Source organism: Micromonospora sp. C51, from assembly GCF_018070435.1.
In the GTDB taxonomy this organism is placed as follows: domain Bacteria; phylum Actinomycetota; class Actinomycetes; order Mycobacteriales; family Micromonosporaceae; genus Micromonospora; species Micromonospora sediminimaris.
Genome location: NZ_JAGPXQ010000001.1, coordinates 372,721 through 393,217 on the forward strand (window position 1 = coordinate 372,721; position 20,497 = coordinate 393,217).

General features: G+C 70.6%; 19 protein-coding genes. 3 read left to right on the plus strand and 16 right to left on the minus strand.

The window, feature by feature from the left end; all coding sequences use genetic code 11:
* Positions 1–194: 194 nt before the first annotated feature.
* The 10 genes from KBX50_RS01785 to KBX50_RS01830 form a co-directional block, all read right to left on the minus strand.
* The gene (locus KBX50_RS01785) at positions 195–1,274 is read right to left on the minus strand and encodes a hypothetical protein (protein ID WP_210933991.1); all 1,080 of its coding nucleotides are present in this window, start codon (positions 1,272–1,274) and stop codon (positions 195–197) included.
* The gene (locus KBX50_RS01790; RefSeq protein WP_210933993.1) at positions 1,271–2,356 is read right to left on the minus strand and encodes a hypothetical protein; all 1,086 of its coding nucleotides are present in this window, start codon (positions 2,354–2,356) and stop codon (positions 1,271–1,273) included. Before KBX50_RS01790 ends, KBX50_RS01785 begins: the two co-directional genes overlap by 4 nt.
* Positions 2,356–4,011 (minus strand): hypothetical protein, encoded by a 1,656-nt coding sequence (locus KBX50_RS01795; RefSeq protein WP_210933995.1) that lies wholly within the window; start codon positions 4,009–4,011, stop codon positions 2,356–2,358. The genes KBX50_RS01790 and KBX50_RS01795 overlap by 1 nt, the downstream gene beginning before the upstream one ends.
* 185 nt (positions 4,012–4,196) lie before the next feature.
* Positions 4,197–4,457 carry a hypothetical protein gene (locus tag KBX50_RS01800; RefSeq protein WP_210933997.1) on the minus strand — a complete coding sequence of 87 codons (261 nt, stop codon included), beginning with the start codon at positions 4,455–4,457 and terminating at the stop codon, positions 4,197–4,199.
* 19 nt (positions 4,458–4,476) lie between these two features.
* Entirely contained in the window at positions 4,477–5,583 is a 1,107-nt protein-coding gene (locus KBX50_RS01805) for a putative manganese transporter (protein WP_210933999.1), read from the minus strand.
* A gap of 220 nt (positions 5,584–5,803) precedes the next feature.
* Positions 5,804–6,250 (minus strand): MerR family transcriptional regulator, encoded by a 447-nt coding sequence (locus KBX50_RS01810; RefSeq protein WP_210934001.1) that lies wholly within the window; start codon positions 6,248–6,250, stop codon positions 5,804–5,806.
* Positions 6,250–7,749 carry a SulP family inorganic anion transporter gene (locus KBX50_RS01815; RefSeq protein WP_210934003.1) on the minus strand — a complete coding sequence of 500 codons (1,500 nt, stop codon included), beginning with the start codon at positions 7,747–7,749 and terminating at the stop codon, positions 6,250–6,252. Before KBX50_RS01815 ends, KBX50_RS01810 begins: the two co-directional genes overlap by 1 nt.
* Before the next feature lie 283 nt (positions 7,750–8,032).
* Positions 8,033–10,411: an excinuclease ABC subunit UvrA gene (locus tag KBX50_RS01820; RefSeq protein WP_210934005.1), complete on the minus strand. Its 2,379-nt coding sequence runs from the start codon at positions 10,409–10,411 to the stop codon at positions 8,033–8,035.
* Positions 10,408–10,818 (minus strand): VOC family protein, encoded by a 411-nt coding sequence (locus KBX50_RS01825; protein ID WP_210934008.1) that lies wholly within the window; start codon positions 10,816–10,818, stop codon positions 10,408–10,410. Before KBX50_RS01825 ends, KBX50_RS01820 begins: the two co-directional genes overlap by 4 nt.
* 5 nt (positions 10,819–10,823) lie before the next feature.
* Entirely contained in the window at positions 10,824–11,273 is a 450-nt protein-coding gene (locus KBX50_RS01830) for a helix-turn-helix transcriptional regulator (protein ID WP_210934010.1), read from the minus strand.
* Between the two features lie 153 nt (positions 11,274–11,426).
* On the opposite strand from KBX50_RS01830, the gene KBX50_RS01835 reads away from it, so the two are divergent.
* Together KBX50_RS01835 and KBX50_RS01840 are read left to right on the plus strand one after the other, a co-directional pair.
* Positions 11,427–11,948 carry a hypothetical protein gene (locus tag KBX50_RS01835; protein WP_210934012.1) on the plus strand — a complete coding sequence of 174 codons (522 nt, stop codon included), beginning with the start codon at positions 11,427–11,429 and terminating at the stop codon, positions 11,946–11,948.
* A complete protein-coding gene (locus KBX50_RS01840; protein ID WP_210934013.1) occupies positions 11,932–14,658 on the plus strand; it encodes a M48 family metalloprotease in 2,727 nt (908 codons plus the stop codon). The genes KBX50_RS01835 and KBX50_RS01840 overlap by 17 nt, the downstream gene beginning before the upstream one ends.
* 54 nt (positions 14,659–14,712) lie before the next feature.
* Here the strand turns inward: KBX50_RS01840 and KBX50_RS01845 are convergent, their stop codons facing one another.
* Positions 14,713–15,375, minus strand: coding sequence for a response regulator transcription factor (locus KBX50_RS01845; protein WP_210934014.1), 663 nt, complete (start codon positions 15,373–15,375; stop codon positions 14,713–14,715).
* The gene (locus tag KBX50_RS01850) at positions 15,372–16,505 is read right to left on the minus strand and encodes a sensor histidine kinase (RefSeq protein WP_210934015.1); all 1,134 of its coding nucleotides are present in this window, start codon (positions 16,503–16,505) and stop codon (positions 15,372–15,374) included. The genes KBX50_RS01845 and KBX50_RS01850 overlap by 4 nt, the downstream gene beginning before the upstream one ends.
* A gap of 225 nt (positions 16,506–16,730) precedes the next feature.
* Between KBX50_RS01850 and KBX50_RS01855 the strand changes: the two genes are divergently transcribed.
* Positions 16,731–17,141: a DUF6223 family protein gene (locus tag KBX50_RS01855; protein ID WP_247672886.1), complete on the plus strand. Its 411-nt coding sequence runs from the start codon at positions 16,731–16,733 to the stop codon at positions 17,139–17,141.
* 56 nt (positions 17,142–17,197) lie between these two features.
* Here KBX50_RS01855 and KBX50_RS01860 read toward each other — a convergent pair whose 3' ends face one another.
* From KBX50_RS01860 to KBX50_RS01875, 4 genes are all read right to left on the minus strand, one after another.
* Entirely contained in the window at positions 17,198–17,863 is a 666-nt protein-coding gene (locus KBX50_RS01860) for a DUF305 domain-containing protein (protein ID WP_210934016.1), read from the minus strand.
* Between the two features lie 71 nt (positions 17,864–17,934).
* Positions 17,935–18,828, minus strand: a complete 894-nt coding sequence (locus KBX50_RS01865) for a DUF1996 domain-containing protein (RefSeq protein ID WP_210934017.1) — start codon at positions 18,826–18,828, stop codon at positions 17,935–17,937.
* Between the two features lie 260 nt (positions 18,829–19,088).
* Entirely contained in the window at positions 19,089–20,123 is a 1,035-nt protein-coding gene (locus KBX50_RS01870) for a glycoside hydrolase family 11 protein (RefSeq protein ID WP_210934020.1), read from the minus strand.
* Positions 20,120–20,275: a hypothetical protein gene (locus KBX50_RS01875; protein ID WP_210934022.1), complete on the minus strand. Its 156-nt coding sequence runs from the start codon at positions 20,273–20,275 to the stop codon at positions 20,120–20,122. The genes KBX50_RS01870 and KBX50_RS01875 overlap by 4 nt, the downstream gene beginning before the upstream one ends.
* Positions 20,276–20,497: the final 222 nt, after the last annotated feature.

Sequence of the window (20,497 nt, forward strand, 5' to 3'; positions counted from 1 at the left end):
GACCTCCGAACGGGTGTCGACGGCGTCGTCTACATCTCGGTCATCGGTGCCGGCCGGGTTCCGATCGGCTACTCCGAGGCCAAGCACGGCACGGAGCGGGCGGTCAGCGAATCCGGCGTGCCGTGGACGACGCCGCGGGCCCCGCAGGTCTACTCACTGGCCGACCTGGTCCGCATACGCTGATCGATCTCCGGCTACCGGAACCCGGCCGGCTGGCGGCGACCGACGGTCGCCTCGTCATCGGGCAGCGGGCCGGCCGGGTCCGCCCGCAGGTCGACGCGGACCCCTTCCAGGATCACACCGGATGCCTGCTCCACGACGATGGGCGACCGCGGGCGCCGCGCCTCGCCGGGCCCGGCCGTGGCGAGCGGCAGCGGCACGAACGTGCAGTCCCGGACCACCACGTCCCGGTATTCGAGTACCCGGAACGAGTGGTCGATCTCGCTGCGTCCCCAGCCCGCGATCCGGACCGCGTACAACGGGCCGTTCCAGGCCACGTGGGCACCCGAGACGCGGATACGCGCGCCGACCGGGTTGTCGCCAGCGGAGTGGAACCGGTCCGTGTTGTCGCCGGGGAGCAGCCGGAAGCCGATCTCGACCTCGCTCAGGTGGACCCGGTCCACCGTCACGTCGTGCACCGAGCTGAGGTAGAACCCCTCGAACGCGTCGGACACGCGCAGGTCACGGAGTTCGAGGTGGTGCGGATGGTACGAGGGGCCGACGATCGAGTCGACCCCGTCGCCGACTGCACCCCAGTGCACGGCGATGCCGGTGCAGCCGCCGACGATGGAGACGTCGCTGATGATGATGTCGCGTACCGCGCCCATGACGGCGACACAGTTGGCGGCGCGCTCGTCGCGGCGCTCGACCTGGACGCGCCGGATCTGGATGTCCTCGATCCACTCCGCCTCGGCCGGGTAGAGGTAGTTCCCGATGGTGATGGCGGTGCCCCGGTCGCCGCCGTGCTCCCCCGGCACGCACGGCGGCGGGCGGAAGCCGATGTCCTGGACGGTCACCCGTGAGCCCAGCACGTGGACGATGGGTTCGCCGGCCGACGAGGACGACGTCAGCCAGGTGGTCACCGGCCCGTTTCCGTGCGCGGCCCCGGTCAGCGTCCAGCCCGAGCTGAGCACCACTCCCCGGTCCAGGGTGAAGGTGCCCGCCGGCAGCCGCAGGGTGCCCCCGGTCCCGGACGCCAGGATCTGTTCGAGCGCCCGCCGGTTGGTCGCTGGATCATCGGTGAGCGTCAGGTCGTGGCGGTTGTGCTCGGTCACCGGTGACACTCCAACTCGACGAGCTGGCAGACGGTCTCGGCGACCCGCCGCCGTACCGCCGGGTTGTCGTGCTCGGCGAGCCCGACCAGCACCGGACCGGGCGCCGTACGCTCGACCACCACGTCGAGGGTGTCCTCGCCCTGCGGCGTGGCGCTCACCCGGCACTCGGCGCCGTCGACCAGATGGACGCCCCGGACCACCAGCCGGTCCGGTTGCGGCGGCCGGGTGAACGGCGACGCCTCGAACAACGCGTATCCCGCCCCACGCTGCGCCACCCGGAACGCCTTCAGCACGGTCTGGCCCTGCTGGCGGCGCAGCCACTTCTGGCTCGGCTGTCGCACCGCTGCCGGTGGGGCCGTGGCGGCCGAAATCCGCAGCCGGCATCGTACGGTGGGGTCGGCGGCGTTGACCACGATGAACCGCGACCGGGCGTGCCCCTGTCCGCGACCTCGCGCCCCGACCAGACCGCCGGCGCTGACGAGCCCGGCGAGCTGCGCGGCGGCACCGGCGAGTCGAGTGGCGTCGCCGCGCTGCTCGGCCGCGTCGATCGCGACGATCTCGACCTGGTTGATCCGCACGCCGATCGCCGCCAGCGGGCTGAGCGCGGTCGACGCCCATGACGGCAGCGTGCCGTCCACCACCTCGATGATCAAGAGGCCGTCGTCGCCCACCTCGTCAGCCCGCAGGTCGAACTCCACCCAGGCGTGGGCCTCCACCATCCGCAACCGCCCCCGTTGGCGGCTGATCACCGCGGCGGCCCGGTCCGCGCCCTGGGCCCGGACCATGACCAGTCGCGGCAGCTCGCGCATCCCCCGGGCCGGTGCCGCCGCCCGCGACCAGGCGGTCTGCGAGGCACCGTCGATGTGCAGGTCGACCCGGACGCGGACCGGGCGGCCGTCGGTGCGTACCTTGAGCACGACCGCGCCGGACCCGCCCTGGACCCGGCCCACGATCGCCACGCCCCGGGCGACCTGGTCGGCGAGCAACACTTCGGGATCCCCGCCCGAGGTGAACGTCGCGGGAAGCTCCCGGGCCGGGATCGGCTCGTCGAACTCGGTGGCGAACCAGGCACCGATCGCCACTACCGGACACCTCCCGGCACCTGGAGGTCGGTCCGGGTCAGCACCGGCTCACGCCGGGTCCACATCCGCTCGACGGCCTCGAAGACCGGGTCCGCGTCGCTCTCGATGTGTCGGAACGAGGTCCGCACCGCGCGCAGCAGGTAGTCGGCGGGCCACACCTCCCAGTGCGGCACCTGAGGGGTGAACAGGTCCGTGGCGCTGCGGTAGAACCACAACCACAGGCGGGCGCGCTCGACCTGCTCGGCGGAGATGATCTCCTCGCCGTTGAGCATGGCGCTGATCGCGGCGTCGAGTGCCTTCCAGTAGGTCTCCGGGTCGTTCACCACCGTGGACAGACCACACTCGCTCCACTCGGACCAGCCGGCCTGGATCACCGGGATGCCGTACGCGGGCAGCTCGTTGCTGACGCTGCCGCGCACGGTCACGCCCAGGTCGACGAGGCTCCACAGACCGTTCTTGCTCAGGTCCTTGCTCGGCTGGAACACCATGTGCCGGTGTCGGGCGTACCGTCGGGCGACCGAGTCGAAGAAGTCGGTGCTGTCGTAGCGGAACTGGCTGGGATGGTCCTGGAACAGCCACTGCACCTCGGTGGCGGTGCTGGCGAACTGGGCGGTCTCCTCGAACCAGTCGGCAAGCGTGGGGAAGGACTGGTGGTTCGTGCCTGGCGCGTCGGACACCGCGTGGTTGAACACCGCCACCACCGGACGAGCCGGGTCGAACCCCAGCCGGGCCGCGAAGTGCGTCCGCAGCCGGGCCCGCTCACTGCTGTTGGTGATGTCGACGGAGGCGCTGGCGCCGCCCCGCCACCAGCTGGGCCGGCCCAGGTTGACCTTCGACCGCCAGGCGACGAGTTCGGCGTTGCGCCGCACCTCGTTGCGTCGTGACCACACCCGCTGTTCGAAGAAGGCACCGATCTGGTGGGTGAGTTCACCACGGAAGGTGTGCTCACCGGTGTCGTTCTCGGGGAACAGCGCGTACGCCTTGAGACACCCGGTCTGCTGGGTGTGCACCACGGGTACCCCGGCCCGGCGGGCGGAGTCCACCGCGAGCCCCCAGTGGTCGTAGTCGACGTGGCTGGTGACCAGCGCGACCACCGAGCCGCTGCCGAGCAGGGCGTCGTAGGCCGAGGAGATGGCCCGGGCCAGCGCCTGCCGTCGCCGGTAGCGCGGGTCGGCGGAGGGGTTCTCCGGCGGCCGGGGCCGCTTGGTCACCCGGCAGTAGGTGGCGCTGACGAACTCGGCGAGGGTTTCCTCACTGATCGGCGCGCCGGGGGGCAGCGGCCGTCCGAACAGCTCCACCGGCACGGCACTCGGAGTGGCGGAGTTGGCCGGCTCCTCCACGAGGCGGTACAGGTCGATGACCTGGCTGGCGCCGTAGGCGGCCGCGATCCGCTCGACCAGCTTCACGTCGAACTCGGTCCACAGCGCGTCGTGCCACATCTGCTCCACCCCGGTCACCACGACCAGTTGGGCGGGGACGATGCGGCGGATCGCGTTGGCGACGGACAGGTTGCGCATCGCCACCCTGATGTCCTGGTGGAACACCTCGACGACGAGGTAGTTCTGGGACGTCGTGGAACCCAGGTTCTTGCGCCAGTAAACGTCAGCGGAATCGAGGAAGGCCTCGAACTCCTTCTTGTCAGCCCCGAGCCACACCCGAAGAACCGCCTTCCCCCGCATACCCGTCTGAGCGCTGTGTCTGAATTCGTTGGCGCACCGTGGCACCCGCCGGCAGGCCCGGCACGACTCACGGAGACCGCAAGGTACCGGCGCCGAGAAGAGTTCAGGTTGACATCGCATGGACAACAGGTGGCCGGGACGGCATCAGCAGTGAACCTTCTTCAGGCTGACGCGCGGCTCCGCCGTGGGCGACGGGCTCTCCAGCCGCCCCGATTCGCGCCCGGGCGCAGCAGTTGGCGAAGGAGGCTGCCGCCGCCGGCCAGGCCGACAGCGACGGGAATCGCCAGGCTGGTCAGCACCAGTGCCGCGATCGACCAGCCCGGCAGCCCGACGGCCACGGCGACGAGACTCAGACCGCTGAAAGCGGCCAGCTTGCGCCGGACCCGCGACATCGGGACGAGGTCCGTCTTCGAGTTCGACATGCAGGCTCCTTCGGCCGGTTCACCAGAACACGAGCAGCGCCCCGCCGACGGCTGCCGCCGGAACGGTGGTGATGACGGTCGCCACGACCGCGGAGTGTCGGCGCAGGGCGGCGAGTGGGATCAGGGCGTCTCCGTCCTGGCTGATCGCGTTGGCGACCAGCGTGGGTAGCGGCAGCCCGCCACTGATGTAGAGGCCGGTGAAGACGATCTGCAGGGCGCAGCCGGGTACCAGGCCGATCAGCGCGCCGACAAGCACGCCGACAAGGCCGGTCAGCACGAGTTGCGAACCGTCGAAGCCGGTCGCAGTGCTCAGCACCTGCCAGCCGAGATAGGCCACGGCCACCCAGACCGTGACGAACGATGCCTCGTGCGCGCTGTGCCGCAGGGTCGCGGCCCTCGTGCTGGCGTGCGCGGTCTCCAGGCTGTCGTCGGCCAGTCGTCCCCCTCCGGCGGCGAAGATGAGCACCGCGACCAGGGTGCCGAGCACACCGAGCGCCAGGTACGGGTCGACCCCACCGATCACGGTCAGCGCCGCCGGGTCGACGACCTGGAACACCACCGGCACGGACACCGCGAAGGCCGGCGTCGTCAGCCCCCAGAACGCGGTCGACGCGGGCACCCGGGGCAGCAGCCCGCCGAACAGGCGGCGGGACGCGGTGAGATCCGGCGCGACGTCGGCAGGGACACGCACCGGCGTGGTGACGGGCACCGACCGCCGTCGGCCGGCGGACCGGACCGGGTCGATGCCGAGAGCGTCCACGGCGTACCCGGTGGCCAGGCCGACGACGAACAGCAGCGCGTGCAGTTGGAGCGCGAAGATCGGGTTCCAGGCCAGCACCACCCAGGACGAGTCACCCATGGTCGCGACCAGCGCCCCCACGACGGTGCCGAAGGAGATCTTGCCGCGCGCGTACAGGGGCATGAGGATGATCGCGCCACCGCAGCCCGGAGTGACCCCGAGCAGCGCGCCGACCAGCGGGCCCACCCGGCGGCGACGGGTCAGCCCGTCGGTGAGCCGGTCCCCGTACCGCCAACGCAGCCAGCCGAACAGCGCCACCATCACGGCGACGTACACACCCACCTGCATGAACGCGTCCGCGAGCGGGCGGAGCACGAGTTCGGTCACGGCTGACCTCCTCTGAGATCAGCGACGTGACTGACTTCCGGTCCCGGGCCGTCTGCGCATTCGTCCCACTCCCCCCAAGCGGCACCGATCGCAGGACCGGTACCCGTTCGGAAGGGGATCAGGCATGGCCAGGCAGTCGACGTTCGGATGTAGCACGGTCGACGACGATCCGCGGTGCGGGCCCGCCGGGCGAGTGACCGAGACGTCCTGGGCCGTACACCTAGTCCGGGCGGGTGTGCTTGTCGATCCGCTGCCGCAGGGTGTCGGCGAAGCCTTCGGCGGTGGTCAGCTGTTCGCGGAGTGCGTCGACCCGCGTGGTGGCGAGAGTGTGGAACATGGCGAGCCGGTCGAGCAGGGCGCGACGTTGGTCATCCTCGGCAGTGGGCAGCGCGTCGAGAACGCCGAGCAGGTCGCGCATCTCGTCGAGGGTGAACCCGAGGGGCTTCATCCGTTTGACCACCCCGAGGCGGTCCAGATCGGGTTCGGTGTAGAGGCGGAAGCCGCCGTCGGTACGCGCCGACGGGACGATGAGCCCGACCTGTTCGTAGTGACGGATGGTGCGGATGCTCAGGCCGACCCGTTCGGCGGCCTCGCCGATCTGCATGTGTCGGCCGGGTGCCGGGCCGCTCGCCTGTCGCGGCCCGGCGTCGCGTCCGGTGACGGACATCAGTGGCCCGCGCTGAGGGTGCCGGCGAGGCTGCCGTGGATCGCCGCGCTGGGCTTGTTCAGTTCGACGATCTCGACGGTCTTGCCACGGTCGGCGTACTTGGTGGTGATGGCGTCGAGGGCGGCCACGGAGGAGGCGTCCCAGACGTGCGCCCGACTCATGTCGATGATCACCTTCTCCGGGTCGCCGGCATAGTCGAACTGGTAGACCAGGTCGTTGCTGGAGGCGAAGAAGAGTTCGCCGTGCACGGAGTAGATCCGGGTGCCGCCGTCGGGGTCGAGCACGCTGGTGACCTCGACGAGGTGGGCGACCCGGCGGGCGAAGATCACCATGGCGGTGAGCACGCCGGCGACGACGCCGATGGCCAGGTTGTGGGTGACCAGGGTGGTGGCGACGGTGGTGACCATGACCAGGGTCTCGCCCAGCGGCATGCGCTTGAGCGTGGCGGGGGCGACGGAGTGCCAGTCGAAGGTGGAGACCGCGACGATGACCATCACGGCGACGAGGGCGGCCATCGGGATGGTGGCCACCACGTCGCCGAGCGCCACGACCAGGATGAGCAGGAAGACGCCGGACAGAAACGTCGACAGGCGGGTCCGGGCGCCGGACGCCTTCACGTTGATCATCGTTTGGCCGATCATGGCGCAGCCGCCCATCCCGCCGAAGAAGCCGGTGACGATGTTGGCCACGCCCTGGCCCCAGGACTCGCGGGTCTTGTTGGAGTGCGTGTCGGTGATGTCGTCAACCAGCTTGGCGGTCATCAACGATTCCATCAGCCCGACCAGCGCGATACCGACGGCGTAGGGGGCGATCAGCGCCAGGGTCTCCATCGTCCACGGGATCTGCGGCAGGCCGAGGGCGGGCAGGCTGTTCGGCAGTTCGCCCTGGTCCCCGACGGTCGGTACGGTCACCGCGGCGGCGACAGTGATCACGGTCAGCACGACGATCGCGACCAGCGGGGCCGGCACGGCTCTGGTGAGTCGGGGCAGGCCGACCATGATCACCAGAGCGAGGGCGACGAGGGGGTAGACCAGCCACGGCACCCCGAGCAGGTACGGCACCTGCGCCGCGAAGATCAGGATGGCCAGGGCGTTGACGAACCCGACCATCACGCTGCGCGGGATGAAGCGCATCAGCTTCGCCACCCCGAGGGCGGCCAGCAGCACCTGGATCGCCCCGCCCAGGATCACTGCGGCGATCAGGTAGTCCAGGCCGTGCTCCTTGGCCAGGGGTGCGACGACCAGGGCGATCGCGCCGGTAGCCGCGCTGATCATCGCCGGGCGGCCACCACAGATCGAGATGACCACGGCCATGGTGAACGAGGCGAACAATCCGACCCGCGGATCCACCCCGGCCAGGATCGAGAAGCTGATCGCCTCCGGGATCAGGGCCAGAGCCACCACCAGCCCGGCGAGGACCTCGGTCCGGAACACCTTCGGCGACAGCCAGGACGGGCGGGACAGACGCGGCCGGGCGACCGCGGACAACATCGAAGACATACAGCCGTTTCCACTCAGGGTGCACGCGCTCAGGCGCACACACGATGCCGCTCCCCCGGGCAGGGAACGACGTGATCTGCACATACCAGAACCGGTCGGACGTTTCCGGACCGTTTGCGGGCATCGTCGCCCGGGAGAAACCGCTCAAGAAGGAGACCGCGAGGGGCCGTAGCCGCACCTCGACGACCAGCACCGAACCTACCCTCCGGAGAGGGTAGGTTTCACCCCACGGTGATGATCATCACCGTGGGGTGAGCGTGGTACCGCTGGTGGATGGGCGGGCTCAGCCGCCCACGTAGGCGGCGAGGTGCTCGCCGGTGAGGGTGGACCGGGCGGCGACAAGATCGGCGGGGGTGCCCTCGAAGACGATCCGGCCACCGTCGTGACCGGCGCCCGGCCCCAGGTCGATGATCCAGTCGGCGTGGGCCATGACCGCCTGGTGGTGTTCGATGACGATCACCGACTTGCCGGAGTCGACGAGCCGGTCGAGCAGACCGAGCAGGTGCTCGACATCGGCGAGGTGCAACCCGGTGGTCGGCTCGTCGAGCACGTAGACCCCGCCCTGCTCGGCCATGTGGGTGGCCAACTTGAGCCGCTGCCGCTCGCCCCCGGAGAGAGTGGTGAGCGGCTGGCCGAGGCTGAGGTAGCCGAGGCCGACCTCGGCGAGCCGGTTGAGGATGCGGTGCGCGGCCGGCGTACGCGCCTCGCCGGACCCGAAGAACTCCTCCGCCTCGCTCACCGGCATCGCGAGCACCTCGGCGATGTCCCGACCGCCGAAGCGGTATTCCAGGACGGATGCCTGGAACCGCTTGCCCTCGCACTCCTCGCACACCGTGGCGACGCCGGCCATCATCGCCAGGTCGGTGTAGATGACGCCGGCACCGTTGCAGTTGGGGCAGGCGCCTTCGGAGTTGGCGCTGAACAGCGCCGGCTTCACGCCGTTGGCCTTCGCGAACGCCTTACGGATCGGGTCGAGCAGCCCGGTGTACGTCGCCGGGTTGCTGCGCCGCGAGCCACGGATCGCGCCCTGGTCGATCGACACCACCCCGGCACCGGGCGGGATCGACCCGTGCACCAGCGAACTCTTGCCCGAACCGGCGACGCCGGTGACCACGACCAGCACCCCGAGCGGGATGTCGACGTCGACGTCGCGCAGGTTGTGCGTCGAGGCCTTACGGATCGGCAGGTGCCCGGTGGGCGTACGCACCGACTTCTTGAGGGTGGCCCGGTCGTCGAGGTGGCGGCCGGTGAGCGTACCGCTGGCCCGCAGCCCCTCGACGCTGCCCTCGAAACAGACGGTGCCACCCGCCGTGCCGGCCCCGGGACCGAGGTCGACGACGTGGTCGGCGATGGCGATCGTCTCCGGCTTGTGCTCCACGACGAGCACGGTGTTGCCCTTGTCGCGCAGCCGCAGCAGCAGGCGGTTCATCTGCTGGATGTCGTGCGGGTGCAGCCCGATCGTGGGTTCGTCGAAGACGTAGGTGACGTCGGTCAGCGACGACCCGAGGTGGCGGATCATCTTGGTGCGTTGCGCCTCGCCGCCGGAGAGCGTCCCGGACGGCCGGTCCAGGCTGAGGTAGCCGAGCCCGATCTCGACGAAGGAGTCGAGGGTGTGCTGCAACGACGCCAGCAGCGGCGCCACGGAAGGCTCACGCAGCCCGCGCACCCACTCGGCGAGATCGCTGATCTGCATCGCGCAGGCGTCAGCGATGTTGACGCCCTTGATCTTCGAGGAACGGGCCGCCTCGCTCAGCCGGGTGCCGCCACAGTCGGGGCAGATCGTGAAGGTGACCGCCCGTTCCACGAAGGCGCGGATGTGCGGCTGCATCGCCTCGACGTCCTTGGACAGGAACGACTTCTGAATCTGCGGGATCAGACCCGAGTACGTCAGGTTGATCCCGTCGACCTTGATCTTGGTCGGCTCCTTGTGGAGCAGGTCGTGCAGCTCCTTCTTCGTGTACTTACGGATTGGTTTGTCCGGATCGAAGAAGCCGCTACCCCGGTAGATCCGGCCGTACCACCCGTCCATGCTGTAACCGGGCACGGTGATCGCGCTCTCGTTGAGCGACTTGCTGTCGTCGTACAACGCGGTCAGGTCGATGTCCGTCACCCGCCCGGTGCCTTCGCAGCGCGGGCACATGCCACCGGTGATGCTGAAGCTCCGCCGCTCCTTCGTCGTGGTGCCACCACGTTCGATGGTCACCGCGCCGGCACCGCTGATCGAGGCGACGTTGAAGGAGTACGCCTGAGGCGACCCGATGTGCGGCTTGCCGAGCCGGCTGAACAGGATCCGCAGCATGGCGTTGGCGTCGGTGGCGGTGCCGACGGTGGACCGGGGGTTGGCGGCCATCCGCTCCTGGTCGACGATGATCGCGGTGGTCAGCCCGTCGAGGACGTCAACCTCCGGCCGGGCCAGGGTGGGCATGAAGCCCTGGATGAACGCGCTGTAGGTCTCGTTGATCAGCCGCTGCGACTCCGCCGCGATGGTGCTGAACACCAGCGAGCTCTTGCCCGAACCGGAGACACCGGTGAACACCGTCAGCCGGCGCTTCGGCAACTCGACGGTGACGTCCTTGAGATTGTTCTCCCGGGCACCCTGCACCCGGATCAAATCGTGGCTGTCGGCGGCGGGTGGTGCCGCCGACCGGTTGTCCCTGCTCATCGCACTTCCTGAATACGGATCATGTTGCCGGCGGCATCCCGAACGGCGCAGTCACGAACCCCGTACGGCTGCTCGGTCGGCTCCTGCACGATCTCGGTGTCGCTGGCCTGCAACCGCTCGAAGACGCCGTCGAGGTCGGGCGTGGCCAGCAGGATCGAGGCGTAGGTGCCCTTGGCCATCATCTCGGTGATGGTACGGCGTTCCTCGTCGGTCACCCCGGGATCGGCGGCCGGTGGATGCAGCACGATCGAGGTGCCGGGCTGACCGGGTGGGCCGACGGTGATCCAGCGCATGCCCTGGTAGCCGACGTCGTTGCGGACCTCGAAGCCGAGGAGATCCCGGTAGAAGGCCAGGGCGGCGTCCGGGTCGTTGTGCGGCAGGAAGCTGGCGTGAATCGTGATGTCCATGCCGGTCACGCTAACTGCGGCGCCAGGGCCGCTGCTTCTCGATTCCTGACCGGTCTGGTCACCTGTTTCACCACGCAGGAGGGCATGCCCTGCGTCGCGCGGGCCGCGTCGCGCCGGTAGACGCTGGGCGGCACGCCGACCAGCTCGGTGAAGCGGGTGCTGAAGGTGCCCAGCGACGAACAGCCGACCGCGAAACAGACATCGGTGACGCTCAGGTCACCACGGCGCAGCAGCGCCATGGCCCGCTCGATGCGCCGGGTCATCAGATAGCCGTACGGGGATTCGCCGTAGGCCAGCCGGAACTGGCGGCTGAGGTGCCCGGCCGACATGTTGACCCCACGGGCGAGCGCCTCGACATCCAGCGGCTGCGCGTACTCCCGGTCGATGCGGTCACGCACGCGGCGCAGCCGGGCCAGGTCGTCGAGACGCTGTTCGGTGGTGGATCTGCTGGTCACCTGAGCGATCGTGCCACGTCGGTCCGACAGGCGGCGAGTTCGGCGGCCCCGGCGCGCCGTTCGGGCGGGTTACGGGGCCCTGCCGGGCCCGTCGCGCACGGTAGTCTGTGGCGGACCTGCCGTCCGTGCATGACGTGCCTCGGGGAGCCGGCGTTGACGATCGAACCCACCCATCCACCGGCGACGGTCAACGGCTCCGAGGCCGTGATCCGGTTGGCCCGGGAGGTGAGCGGGCGGCTCGCTCCGGAGGAGTCGACCATCTTCGACCAGGTGGCGACCGTCTGGCGCGCCGGGCTGGCGCAGCGCCGGGCACCGGGCGGCGGGGTCGGTTTCGGCATCGAGGACGCGCTGGTCAGCGCGATCGTCATCGAGGTGGTGGCCGCATCGATCCTGGACGTGCTGCGTTTCGGTGTCACCACCGTCCGGTCGCGGTGGCGGCGCTGGCGGGTACGAGGCCGGCGCACATCGTCTGCGAGTCAGCTGGACCGCGCCGCGCTGCCCGCGATCGACGGTCGGGTCGTCCTTACCGCCGCCCAGGTGGCCAGGTTGCGTGCGGTGGCCCGGGGACACGCGATGACGCTCGGGCTCGACGAGGCCGCCGCCGATCTGCTCGCCGACGCCCTGGTCGGCGCGGTTCACCTCAGCACGGCGTCGCCGGATGACACCCGCCCCTGACCAGCAACGGCCCCGGCCGCTGTGGTGGCTGTACGGGCTGATCGCGGTCGCCCTCACCAGTCTGGGAGTGGCGGCCGGCAACCTGTTCTTCCGCGGCACCCTGCCCCTGTTGCTCGCGTACGACCTGACGACGACGCGATGCGAAGCGCTGCACCGGGATTCCCTCGACGCGTTCAGCGACTGCGCGGCGGAGCAGCTGCGGGTCCACGGGGCCGTGGTCGGGTCAGCCGCACTCGTCCTGCTCGCCGGAACCCTGGCTCTGGCGGTGGTCGTACCGTGGTGGGATCTGCGTCGGCTGGGTCGACTCGGCCGGCTCGACGTCCCGCCGGCCCAGCAGCGATTCGCCGAGCTGTGCCAGCGGCAGGGGCTGCCGAGGGGGCGTACCCCTCGGTTGTGGGTGGCCGGGCCGGCGGTACGGGACGCCTTCACCACCGCCCTGCCCGGCCGACGACCCACCGTGGTGGTCCCGGCGCGGCTGGCCCTCGACGCCGGTGACCGGTTCGACGCGGTCGTCTCCCACGAGATCGCGCATGTGCTGGCCCGCGACGTCAGTCTGGTCTCGACGATCCGAGGTCCGGCATGGTTGGCGCCGACCGCCGTGGCGCTGGCCGGCGTTCCCTTCCTGAACCTGTTCGGGGTGACGCCACGGCGGATCGCGGCACAGCTCGGGGTCGCGCTGCTGGCGGTGGTCGTGACGCTGCTCGCGGCCGCGCTGCTACGGCTGCGCGAGTACGAGGCGGACCGTTACGCCGCGAGCGTGGGCGCCGAGGTCGCCCTGACGGCTTCGTTCGCCCGGACGGCGCCGGCAGCGCAGCGTCGACCATTCGGCCGGGCCCGCCGGCTGCTGGCCCGTCATCCCCGACCAGCGGACCGGATGCGCGCCCTGGGGCAGCCGACTCCCGGCTACGAGGGCGGCTTCGCGCAGGCGCTGGCGGTTGGCTTCGTCGCCGTCGCGGCCATGTACACCACCCTCGTGATGGTCGCCTTCGGCGATCCACAGTGGTACGGGTGGGGTGACGGCGTCGTCCCGGTGGTGGCCGGTGTTGCGGTGCTCGGCCTGCTGTTTCCGTCGCTGCTGCGGCGGGCCCGCCTGCCGCACCGGGGGTGGTGGCGTCCGGTGCTCGGCACCGCTGCCGGAGTCGCCGTCGGAGCGGTGTTCATGCCGGTCGTGTTCTTGTCCGAGCCATTTCGCTACCCGCTGACGCAGCCGGGTGATTCGGCGCGGACGGCGCTCTCCGTGCTGCTGCTCACGCTGGTCGCCGCCGGGGTGGTCGCGCTCGCCGCCCACCTGGCCGAGCTGGCGGCCCGCCGGGGGCGGCCGGTCCACGCCGGCCTGGCCGGGAGCGCGGCCGGGCTTGCCGCCGTCGCCGCGCTCTGGACCGTCGGTCTGGTGGCCATGGTCCTGCACGACCTCGACGACCTGCGCTACCTGCTCACCTACGGGCTGGCCAACCAGGTGTGGCCGGCCCTCGTCCTCGGGCTGCTGCCGGCCTACGCGTTGCTGTCGCCGCGACAACTGCCCGGAGGACTGCGGTCGTGGCTGGTGGCGCTCGTCGCGGCGGCGCTCGGCGGCACCGCGGCGATCCTGGTGACCGCGGAGGGTGCCGGCCTGACCGACCAGCTGCGGGCGCAGCAGCAGCGGTGGTGGCTCTGTGCCGCCGCCGGCGCGGTGGTTCTCGTCGTGGTCACGCTTACCACCTCTTGGCCGTACGGCTGGACGCGGGGGGCGCTCGCCGGGACCGCGACCACCGTCGCCGCCACGGCGTTGCACTACGGGTACGGCAGGTTGACGGATCGACCGACCGAACCGGACATGTTCCCCATGGACGTCGCGGTGGGCCCGCTCTGGCTCGGGTACGCGGTGATACTGCTGGCGGCGCTGCTGATACCGCTGAGCGCCGCCCGACGCGGGCCGACGATCGCCGGCAGCGCGACGCGGGGCCGCGCGATACCGGCCTGGGTGAGTGCGACAGCCGCGCCGACCGCGACGGCGGTGCTGGTCGCCACCGTCGCGGTCATGGTCGTCAACGTCGGCGTTCCCGGTGGGGTCGCCATGAACGCCGGCCAGCGCCGGCTGGCGGATTTCGACCGGCGGTACGAGGTGGCGCGACGGGTGCTCACCGCCGAACAGGCCGACCGGGCGGCCCAGTCCAGCGTGCAGGTGATCCCGTTCAGCTGGGGCGTTGTCGAATCCGGTCCTGCGGGTCAGGGCATCGCGTCGGCGCGGGTGGCTGTCTCCGTTCCCGAGTGTGAGCCACTGGTCAGGGAGCGGTTCCTGGCGGTGGGCGAGCCCAACCTGCGCGCCACCGGCAAGCGGACCTACACCAGTGAACCTGCGGACGGTGCATTTCCCTACACCGACCTGACCGTCACCGTCTACGCGTACGACACGACGGTGGGCGAGGCCGTGCTGACGGCCGCCCGGGACGCCCGGCGGGCCTGCCCCTCGTTCACGCTCGACGACACACTGGACGTCGAGGTCCGCACCGCCAGCGCGCCGGGGATCGGCGAGTTGAGCTGGCGGTACGACAGCACGATGACAGCTGATCTCGCCGATGGCACCACCGTCGTCGCAACCAACGCGTACGTGATGATGGCGGTCGGATATGCCGTCGTCACGGTGTCCATCTCCGCCTGGCAGGAGCCGCTGGACGAGCAACTGCTCCGGCTGGTCCTGACGACCGTGGAGCACCAGTTGCGCCAACCGTGACCGGCTGGTGCGCGCGGTGTTCGTACCGTGCCGCCACACCGCGAGGCGTCGCGGTCAACGGTCGCGGGGCGACACCAGGCCGAACTCGTACGCGATGACCACGAGCTGGGCTCGGTCGCGGGCATGGAGCTTGGTCATCGCCCGGTTGATGTGGGTCTTGGCGGTCAACGGGCTGATCACCAGGCGTTCGGCGATCTGGTCGTTGGACAGGCCCTGCGCGAGGAGGACGACCGTCTCCCGTTCGCGATTGGTCAACTCCTTCAGTCGCGCACCGGCCGGCCTCCGCAGCGGCTCGGTGACGTACCTGTCGATCAGCTTGCGGGTGATCGACGGCGCGAGCAGGGCGTCGCCACGGGCGGCCACCCGGACGGCGTACACGAGGTCCGCCGGCTCGATGTCCTTGACCAGGAAGCCGGCGGCCCCGGCACGCAGCGCGTGGAAGACGTGTTCGTCCAGCCCGTAATTGGTCAGGATGACCACGTGCACGCCGGCCAGCGTCGGATCCGCAGCGATGAGTCGGGTGGCCTCGATGCCGTCCATGACCGGCATCTGGATGTCGACGAGCGCGATGTCGGGCAGGTGCTTCCGGGCCAGGGTCAGCGCCTGCTGGCCGTCGGCGGCCTCGGCCACCACCTCGATGTCGTCCTCGATGTCGAGCAGCGCGCGGAATCCGCTGCGCAGCAGCGGTTGGTCGTCGACCAGCAGGACGCGGATCATGCCGCGCCCACCGGAAGCTCGGCGTGGACGGTGAACCCGCCCTCGTCGCGTGTTTCGGCCCGCAACAGTCCACCCAGAGCGACGACGCGTTCCCGCATCCCGAGCAGTCCGACGCCCGGTGCCGCCGCCCGACCCGGCGCGCCGCCGCCGTTGTCGTCCACCCGGATCGCGAGGATGCCCGGCCGGTAGTCGATCCGCACCGACGCCGTGGCGGCGGAGGCGTGACGGGCGATGTTGGTGAGGGATTCCTGCACGATGCGGTAGGCGGTGCGGCCCACCGCGACCGGCACGTCGGGCCGTTGTCCGTCGATCGTCAACGTCGCGTCCAGGCCAGCCATCCGGGCCCGTCGCACCAGTTCCGGGAGCTGGTCGAGCCCGGGCGAGCCGGCGGTGCCGTCGGCGCGCAGCGTCTCCAGGGTCGCGCGCAGTTCCCGGGTCGCCTCGCGGCTGGCCTCGCGGATGGCCGAGAGCGCTTCCGGCACCGGCTCGCCGCGCCGGCTGGCCAGGTGCACGGCGACCTCGGCCTGCACCTTGATGATCGAGATCTGGTGGGTGAGGGAATCATGCAGTTCCCGCGCGATGTGCAGCCGCTCCTCGTCGGCGCGGCGCAGTGCCGTCTCCTCCCGGGTGCGCTCGGCCTCCTCCGCACGCCGCTCGGCCTGCCGGAGCGCCTCACCCGCTGCCCCGGCGGCGATCAGCCAGGCCACTTCGAGGGCGTCGCGGGCCCGCGCGAGTGCCTCGCCGACGGGTAGTCCCGGTGGTAGGACCAGAGCCGCGAGCGGCAGGGAGACCAGCATCGCGGCGGCCGCCACGACCGTGACCACGCGGTGTCCCGCGCGTACGGCCGCGTAGACCGCGAACAGAAACGCGACGGCGGGCAGCTCGATGCCGGTGGCCTGGTGACCCACCGCGCACACGCCGGTGACGATCAGCACCGCGACCGGAGCTCGTCGACGCGCCGCCAACACCAGGCCGCCGGCCACCAGCCACGCGTAACCGAACAGGTCCGCTCCGGTGCCGGGGCGCGTTGCGGACAGTCCGGCGATCAGTAGCAGCGCCGTCACGCCAACCGCGATCGCCCAGTCGCTGACCGCAGCGCGCCTGAGGATCCGCCCGCACCGCTCACCCATGCGCGCACCTTAACCAGCCGGCGCGGCCCCGCGACTCCTGCTCACGGACGACTGGCCGGCTACCACGTGCGCGGTAGTGGGGCGACGGCTACGGCGTTGGTGGCAGCCGGTCACGCCGGCTGCGGCAGCCGCAAGTGCCTACGCCGGCCGGATGACCGTCGGTACGGCCGCCGACATGATCGGTGACGTCGAAGTCCGTGACCAGACACCTCAGAGGAGAGAGACATGACGTCCGTCAAGCTCGTGCTCGGCACCCTCGTGGCCGCCCCGTCCGGCGCGCTCGGAATCGTCGCACCGGTGACCACGTACATCGCCGCCGACCCGGCCGCCGCCCAAGGGGTGAGTATGAGCGCCGGCCGGATCGGATCGACGGTGGCCGCCCTGCTGGCGCTCGTGGGGGTGGTCGTTGGCGTACGGGCGCTCGTCCCAGGTCGCGTTCGCAGCGCCAGGGCAGGCTCGATCGCCCTGGCTGCGGGGGCGGGCGGAATGGCCCTCGGCGGTCTGGTCGTGCTCACCTCGGACAGTGGCATCGGTACCGGCAACGGACGGGGCGGCGGCTACGTGGCGCTGGTGGTGGGGCTGATCGCGGTGGTCGTCGGCGGGTTCGTGCTGGCCCGCTCCCGGTCTGCTGGCTGAGTGGCCCTGGTCGGTTCGATACGGCTGAGGGGCACGGTCGTCGGCGGCCGTCGCCGTCATCGTGCAGCAGGTACCGGGGGAAGCGCCGGTGGCCGGTCCAGGCGGTCGAGCCGGGCGAGGTCGGCGGCGCCGGCCCGGACCACGGTCGCGGCCAGCGCGGTGGCTGCCGGGTCGGACCCGCCCTGCTGTTCGGCGGTGGCGATCCGCACCGACTGCGTCAGATGCGCCCGCAGGTGCCCGGCGATCAGGTGGTGGAACGCCCGTCCGGTGGCCGAGCGCAGCGCGGTCAGTTCCTCGTCGGTGACCATGCCGGGCATGTCGTGCCCCTCGTGCGGGTTGACCACCGGTGCGCCGGAGTCGGCCAACAGCCGCCGCGACCGGGTCAGGTGGGTACGCTCGCTGGTCTCGATCCGGGTGGCGAGCCGCCGCCAGGCCGGGTCGCTGGTCCGGCCCGGCACCAGGTCGAGGATCGGCAGCAGCCGTTCGGCCATGGCCACCGACAGTTGGAGCCAGGCGATGTCGGTGGCGCTGAACTGTCCGGTCGTAGCGGGAAGCACTGCGGTGGGCGACTCGCCGGCCGGTGGTGCGAGGGCTGGCGGCGACCCGGTGCGCAGCGGCGCTGGACCCGTGGCGGGTGGGGTTCCGGTGGTCGGCCGTGTCCCGGTGCCGCACCCGGCGGCGAGCAGCAGCACGGCGAGCAACGCGGCGAGTCGAGGTCGCACGCGGCCTCCTTCGCGTCCGCCCGGCGGCGGGCCGGTACGACCGGGGCCGCCGCCGGGTGTCACGGGTCGACTCAGAGCGGCCTGCCGTCGTGCCCGCACTTGATGACCGGACGGATGCAGTCGCGGACCCGGCGCGCCAACTCCTCCACCGGCCAGGCGTTGAAGAAGTCCCCGTGCATCGTGTAGCCCGGCCCGGAGGCCAGCCGCAGCCGCGACGGGTCACCGTTGACCGGGTACCGCAGGACCTGCCGCAGCTTCGGCACGTGCACCGGGTGGCTGGCCGGGCAGGCCTGGTTCACCGGGTAGGCCAGGTGGCTCTTGTGATCCGGTGAGTCGAGGTCCCGGCCGTTCCAGCACTGCGGGAAGTCCAGGTACGACTCCAGCATCGTGCCGGCCGGGCAGTTGACGAAGTCCTTCGACGGCGGCACGTGCCCGGCGTGCAGGCAGGACCAGCGCGCGATGCTGTCGCCCGGTCCCGCGGCCCGGGCGTTTCCGGCGACGAGACGTAGCCCCTGCGGAAACGGCTGGGTCTGCGCGACGACGTCGGGACGAACCCCTTCGCCCAGGTAGTAGAACGTGGCGATGGACGGCTCCACCGGCACGTTGTCGCGGTAGAGGGTCGGCACCCAGTACGACGAGACGTCCACTCGGGGGTTGCAGGTGGTGCCGGAGCCGACCAGGTCGGGCAGCGTGGTGTGGGCGTTGGTCACCGTGCTGCCGAAGAAGCTGTGCATGTGCGAGGCGCCGGGCAGCCCGGGGAAGACGATGGGGTCGTCCGGGAGCCGGTGGCTGTACGTGCAGTCGGCCGGGAACTCGGCGACCCGGATGGCATTGATTCCCGGCGCGGCGTCGGCCGGTGCGGTGGTGGTCACGACGTAGCTGCCGAGCAGTACCAGCAGGGCGCCGATCGCGGTGGCGAGGCGTAGCCGGCTGCGGCCGGCGGGGTGGGGTGCGGCGCTTTCCATCTCATGGCTCCTGTCGGGAGGGTCAGGGTCCTTCCGGCGCCGCCGCCGTAGACATCGGAGCTTCCCTGGCCGGACTGGTGGTGGTCGCGGTGGTAAGAGAGAGCGCTCTCACACCAGCCTTACCCCAATGTCGATGGTTGTCAATACGAACCGCAGCTGGGCGCAGCAACGACGGGCCGACCCTCAGGGTCGGCCCGTCGCAGCGCCGGTACTGGTGGTGGGGCGTCGACCTCGGCCGACACCCCACCTGGTTCACCAGGTCAGCCGCTTGAGCAGGTCGCGGATGGCGTGGTGTTGTTGCCGTTCTTCCAGAGCGTGATGCCGAAGTTGTTGCCGTTACCGTTCGGACGTGCGGTGATCGTGCCGCTGTTGCCGCTGATCGAGGCGTTCCAGCTGTTCTGCAGGCTCTGGCCGCCGTTGGTACGGATGGTGACGGTCCAGTTGTTGCTGCCACTGACCGAGAAGGTCGTGTTGAACCGGTCGTTCCAATCCTCGGCGCGGTTCACGCTGACCGTGCAGCCGCCGTTGCCGGGCGGCGGGGTGGTCGGGTTGCCGGGGTTGCCCGGGTCGGAGCTGCCGCCCTCCCGGAGGGTGATGTCCGAGCTTCCCTGGCTCTGGTAACCCTCGGTGGCCATGATCTGGTAGTAGTGGTTGCCGAGGTTCAGACCGACACGGGCCCAGGCGTCGAAGTGGTTCGCGGTGGTGATGGTGCCACTGCTGCGCTTCTGCTGCCGGACGCTCCAGTACTGGTAGAACGTCTGGGTGCCGTCGATCGAGGGCTGGTTGACCCGCTGGCTGCGCAGGATGTCGTAGGTGCCACCGTCGGTGGTGACGCTGCCCAGCCGGGTGGCCCCGCTGCTCGGGTTGTAGCTGCCGAAGTTCTCCACGATGTAGTACTCGACGAGCGGGTTACGGGTCCAGCCGTACAGGGCGAGGTAGCTGTTGTTGTTACCCGGGTTGTAGCTGCCCGAGTAGCTGATCGTGCGACGGGTTCCCGGGTTCCAGCCCTTGCCGCCGACCCAGTTGTTGGTGCTCCTGCTCCACGAACTGGTGTAGCGGCCGTTCTCGCGCAACACCATGCAGGCGTCGCCGCTGTCCTTCCAGAACGAGAAGAAGAACCCGTTGTGGGTACCTTCCGTGTTCGAGCAGACCTGCCGGTCGGCCTCGGCCTGGGCGGGGCTGGCCGAGATCGCGACGGTGCCGGTGCTGATCAGCGCCACGGCGCAGGCGGCACCGATGAGCGACCTGAGGCGTCCACGCCTGCGACTTCGTGGTGGGACGGGGACGTTGTTCATGCTTCCTCCTCGTGACGGCTGGCCGGTGGCCAGCAGTGCGCTACGAACCGGCGGTCCCGATGGCTGTGCGGCCACCATCGACTGTCGACGTCGTACCGGGTGGTGGTCTGCCGGTCGAACTGCACCGTGACCGGCGGAGTAGGTAGCGACATCCAACGATCATCCAGATTCGTCGATGGCCAACAGTATTGGCGCGTCTCCGCCGACCAGTCAACAACTTCCGGAAATACTCTCGAAACCTTCCCTCGACCGCCCGGCCACGCAACGAAGCGCATCGACGCTGGTCAGTAACAACGGAATGGCCCATTGCTCGACAGAGCTGCGACTGACCACGCCCAGGTGCGCACCGCTGACCAGCGAAAGTTCCAGAGACT

What these genes read in the sequence shown, in the direction of transcription:
- KBX50_RS01815 (WP_210934003.1), bottom strand. Translation starts at nt 7,749, where the DNA reads ATGTCTTCGATGTTGTCCGCGGTCGCCCGGCCGCGTCTGTCCCGCCCG.
- KBX50_RS01875 (WP_210934022.1), bottom strand. Translation starts at nt 20,275, where the DNA reads ATGTCGCTACCTACTCCGCCGGTCACGGTGCAGTTCGACCGGCAGACC.
- KBX50_RS01820 (WP_210934005.1), bottom strand. Translation starts at nt 10,411, where the DNA reads ATGAGCAGGGACAACCGGTCGGCGGCACCACCCGCCGCCGACAGCCAC.
- KBX50_RS01870 (WP_210934020.1), bottom strand. Translation starts at nt 20,123, where the DNA reads ATGAACAACGTCCCCGTCCCACCACGAAGTCGCAGGCGTGGACGCCTC.
- KBX50_RS01850 (WP_210934015.1), bottom strand. Translation starts at nt 16,505, where the DNA reads ATGGGTGAGCGGTGCGGGCGGATCCTCAGGCGCGCTGCGGTCAGCGAC.
- KBX50_RS01845 (WP_210934014.1), bottom strand. Translation starts at nt 15,375, where the DNA reads ATGATCCGCGTCCTGCTGGTCGACGACCAACCGCTGCTGCGCAGCGGA.
- KBX50_RS01865 (WP_210934017.1), bottom strand. Translation starts at nt 18,828, where the DNA reads ATGGAAAGCGCCGCACCCCACCCCGCCGGCCGCAGCCGGCTACGCCTC.
- KBX50_RS01800 (WP_210933997.1), bottom strand. Translation starts at nt 4,457, where the DNA reads ATGTCGAACTCGAAGACGGACCTCGTCCCGATGTCGCGGGTCCGGCGC.
- KBX50_RS01840 (WP_210934013.1), top strand. Translation starts at nt 11,932, where the DNA reads ATGACACCCGCCCCTGACCAGCAACGGCCCCGGCCGCTGTGGTGGCTG.
- KBX50_RS01825 (WP_210934008.1), bottom strand. Translation starts at nt 10,818, where the DNA reads ATGGACATCACGATTCACGCCAGCTTCCTGCCGCACAACGACCCGGAC.
- KBX50_RS01810 (WP_210934001.1), bottom strand. Translation starts at nt 6,250, where the DNA reads ATGTCCGTCACCGGACGCGACGCCGGGCCGCGACAGGCGAGCGGCCCG.
- KBX50_RS01855 (WP_247672886.1), top strand. Translation starts at nt 16,731, where the DNA reads ATGACGTCCGTCAAGCTCGTGCTCGGCACCCTCGTGGCCGCCCCGTCC.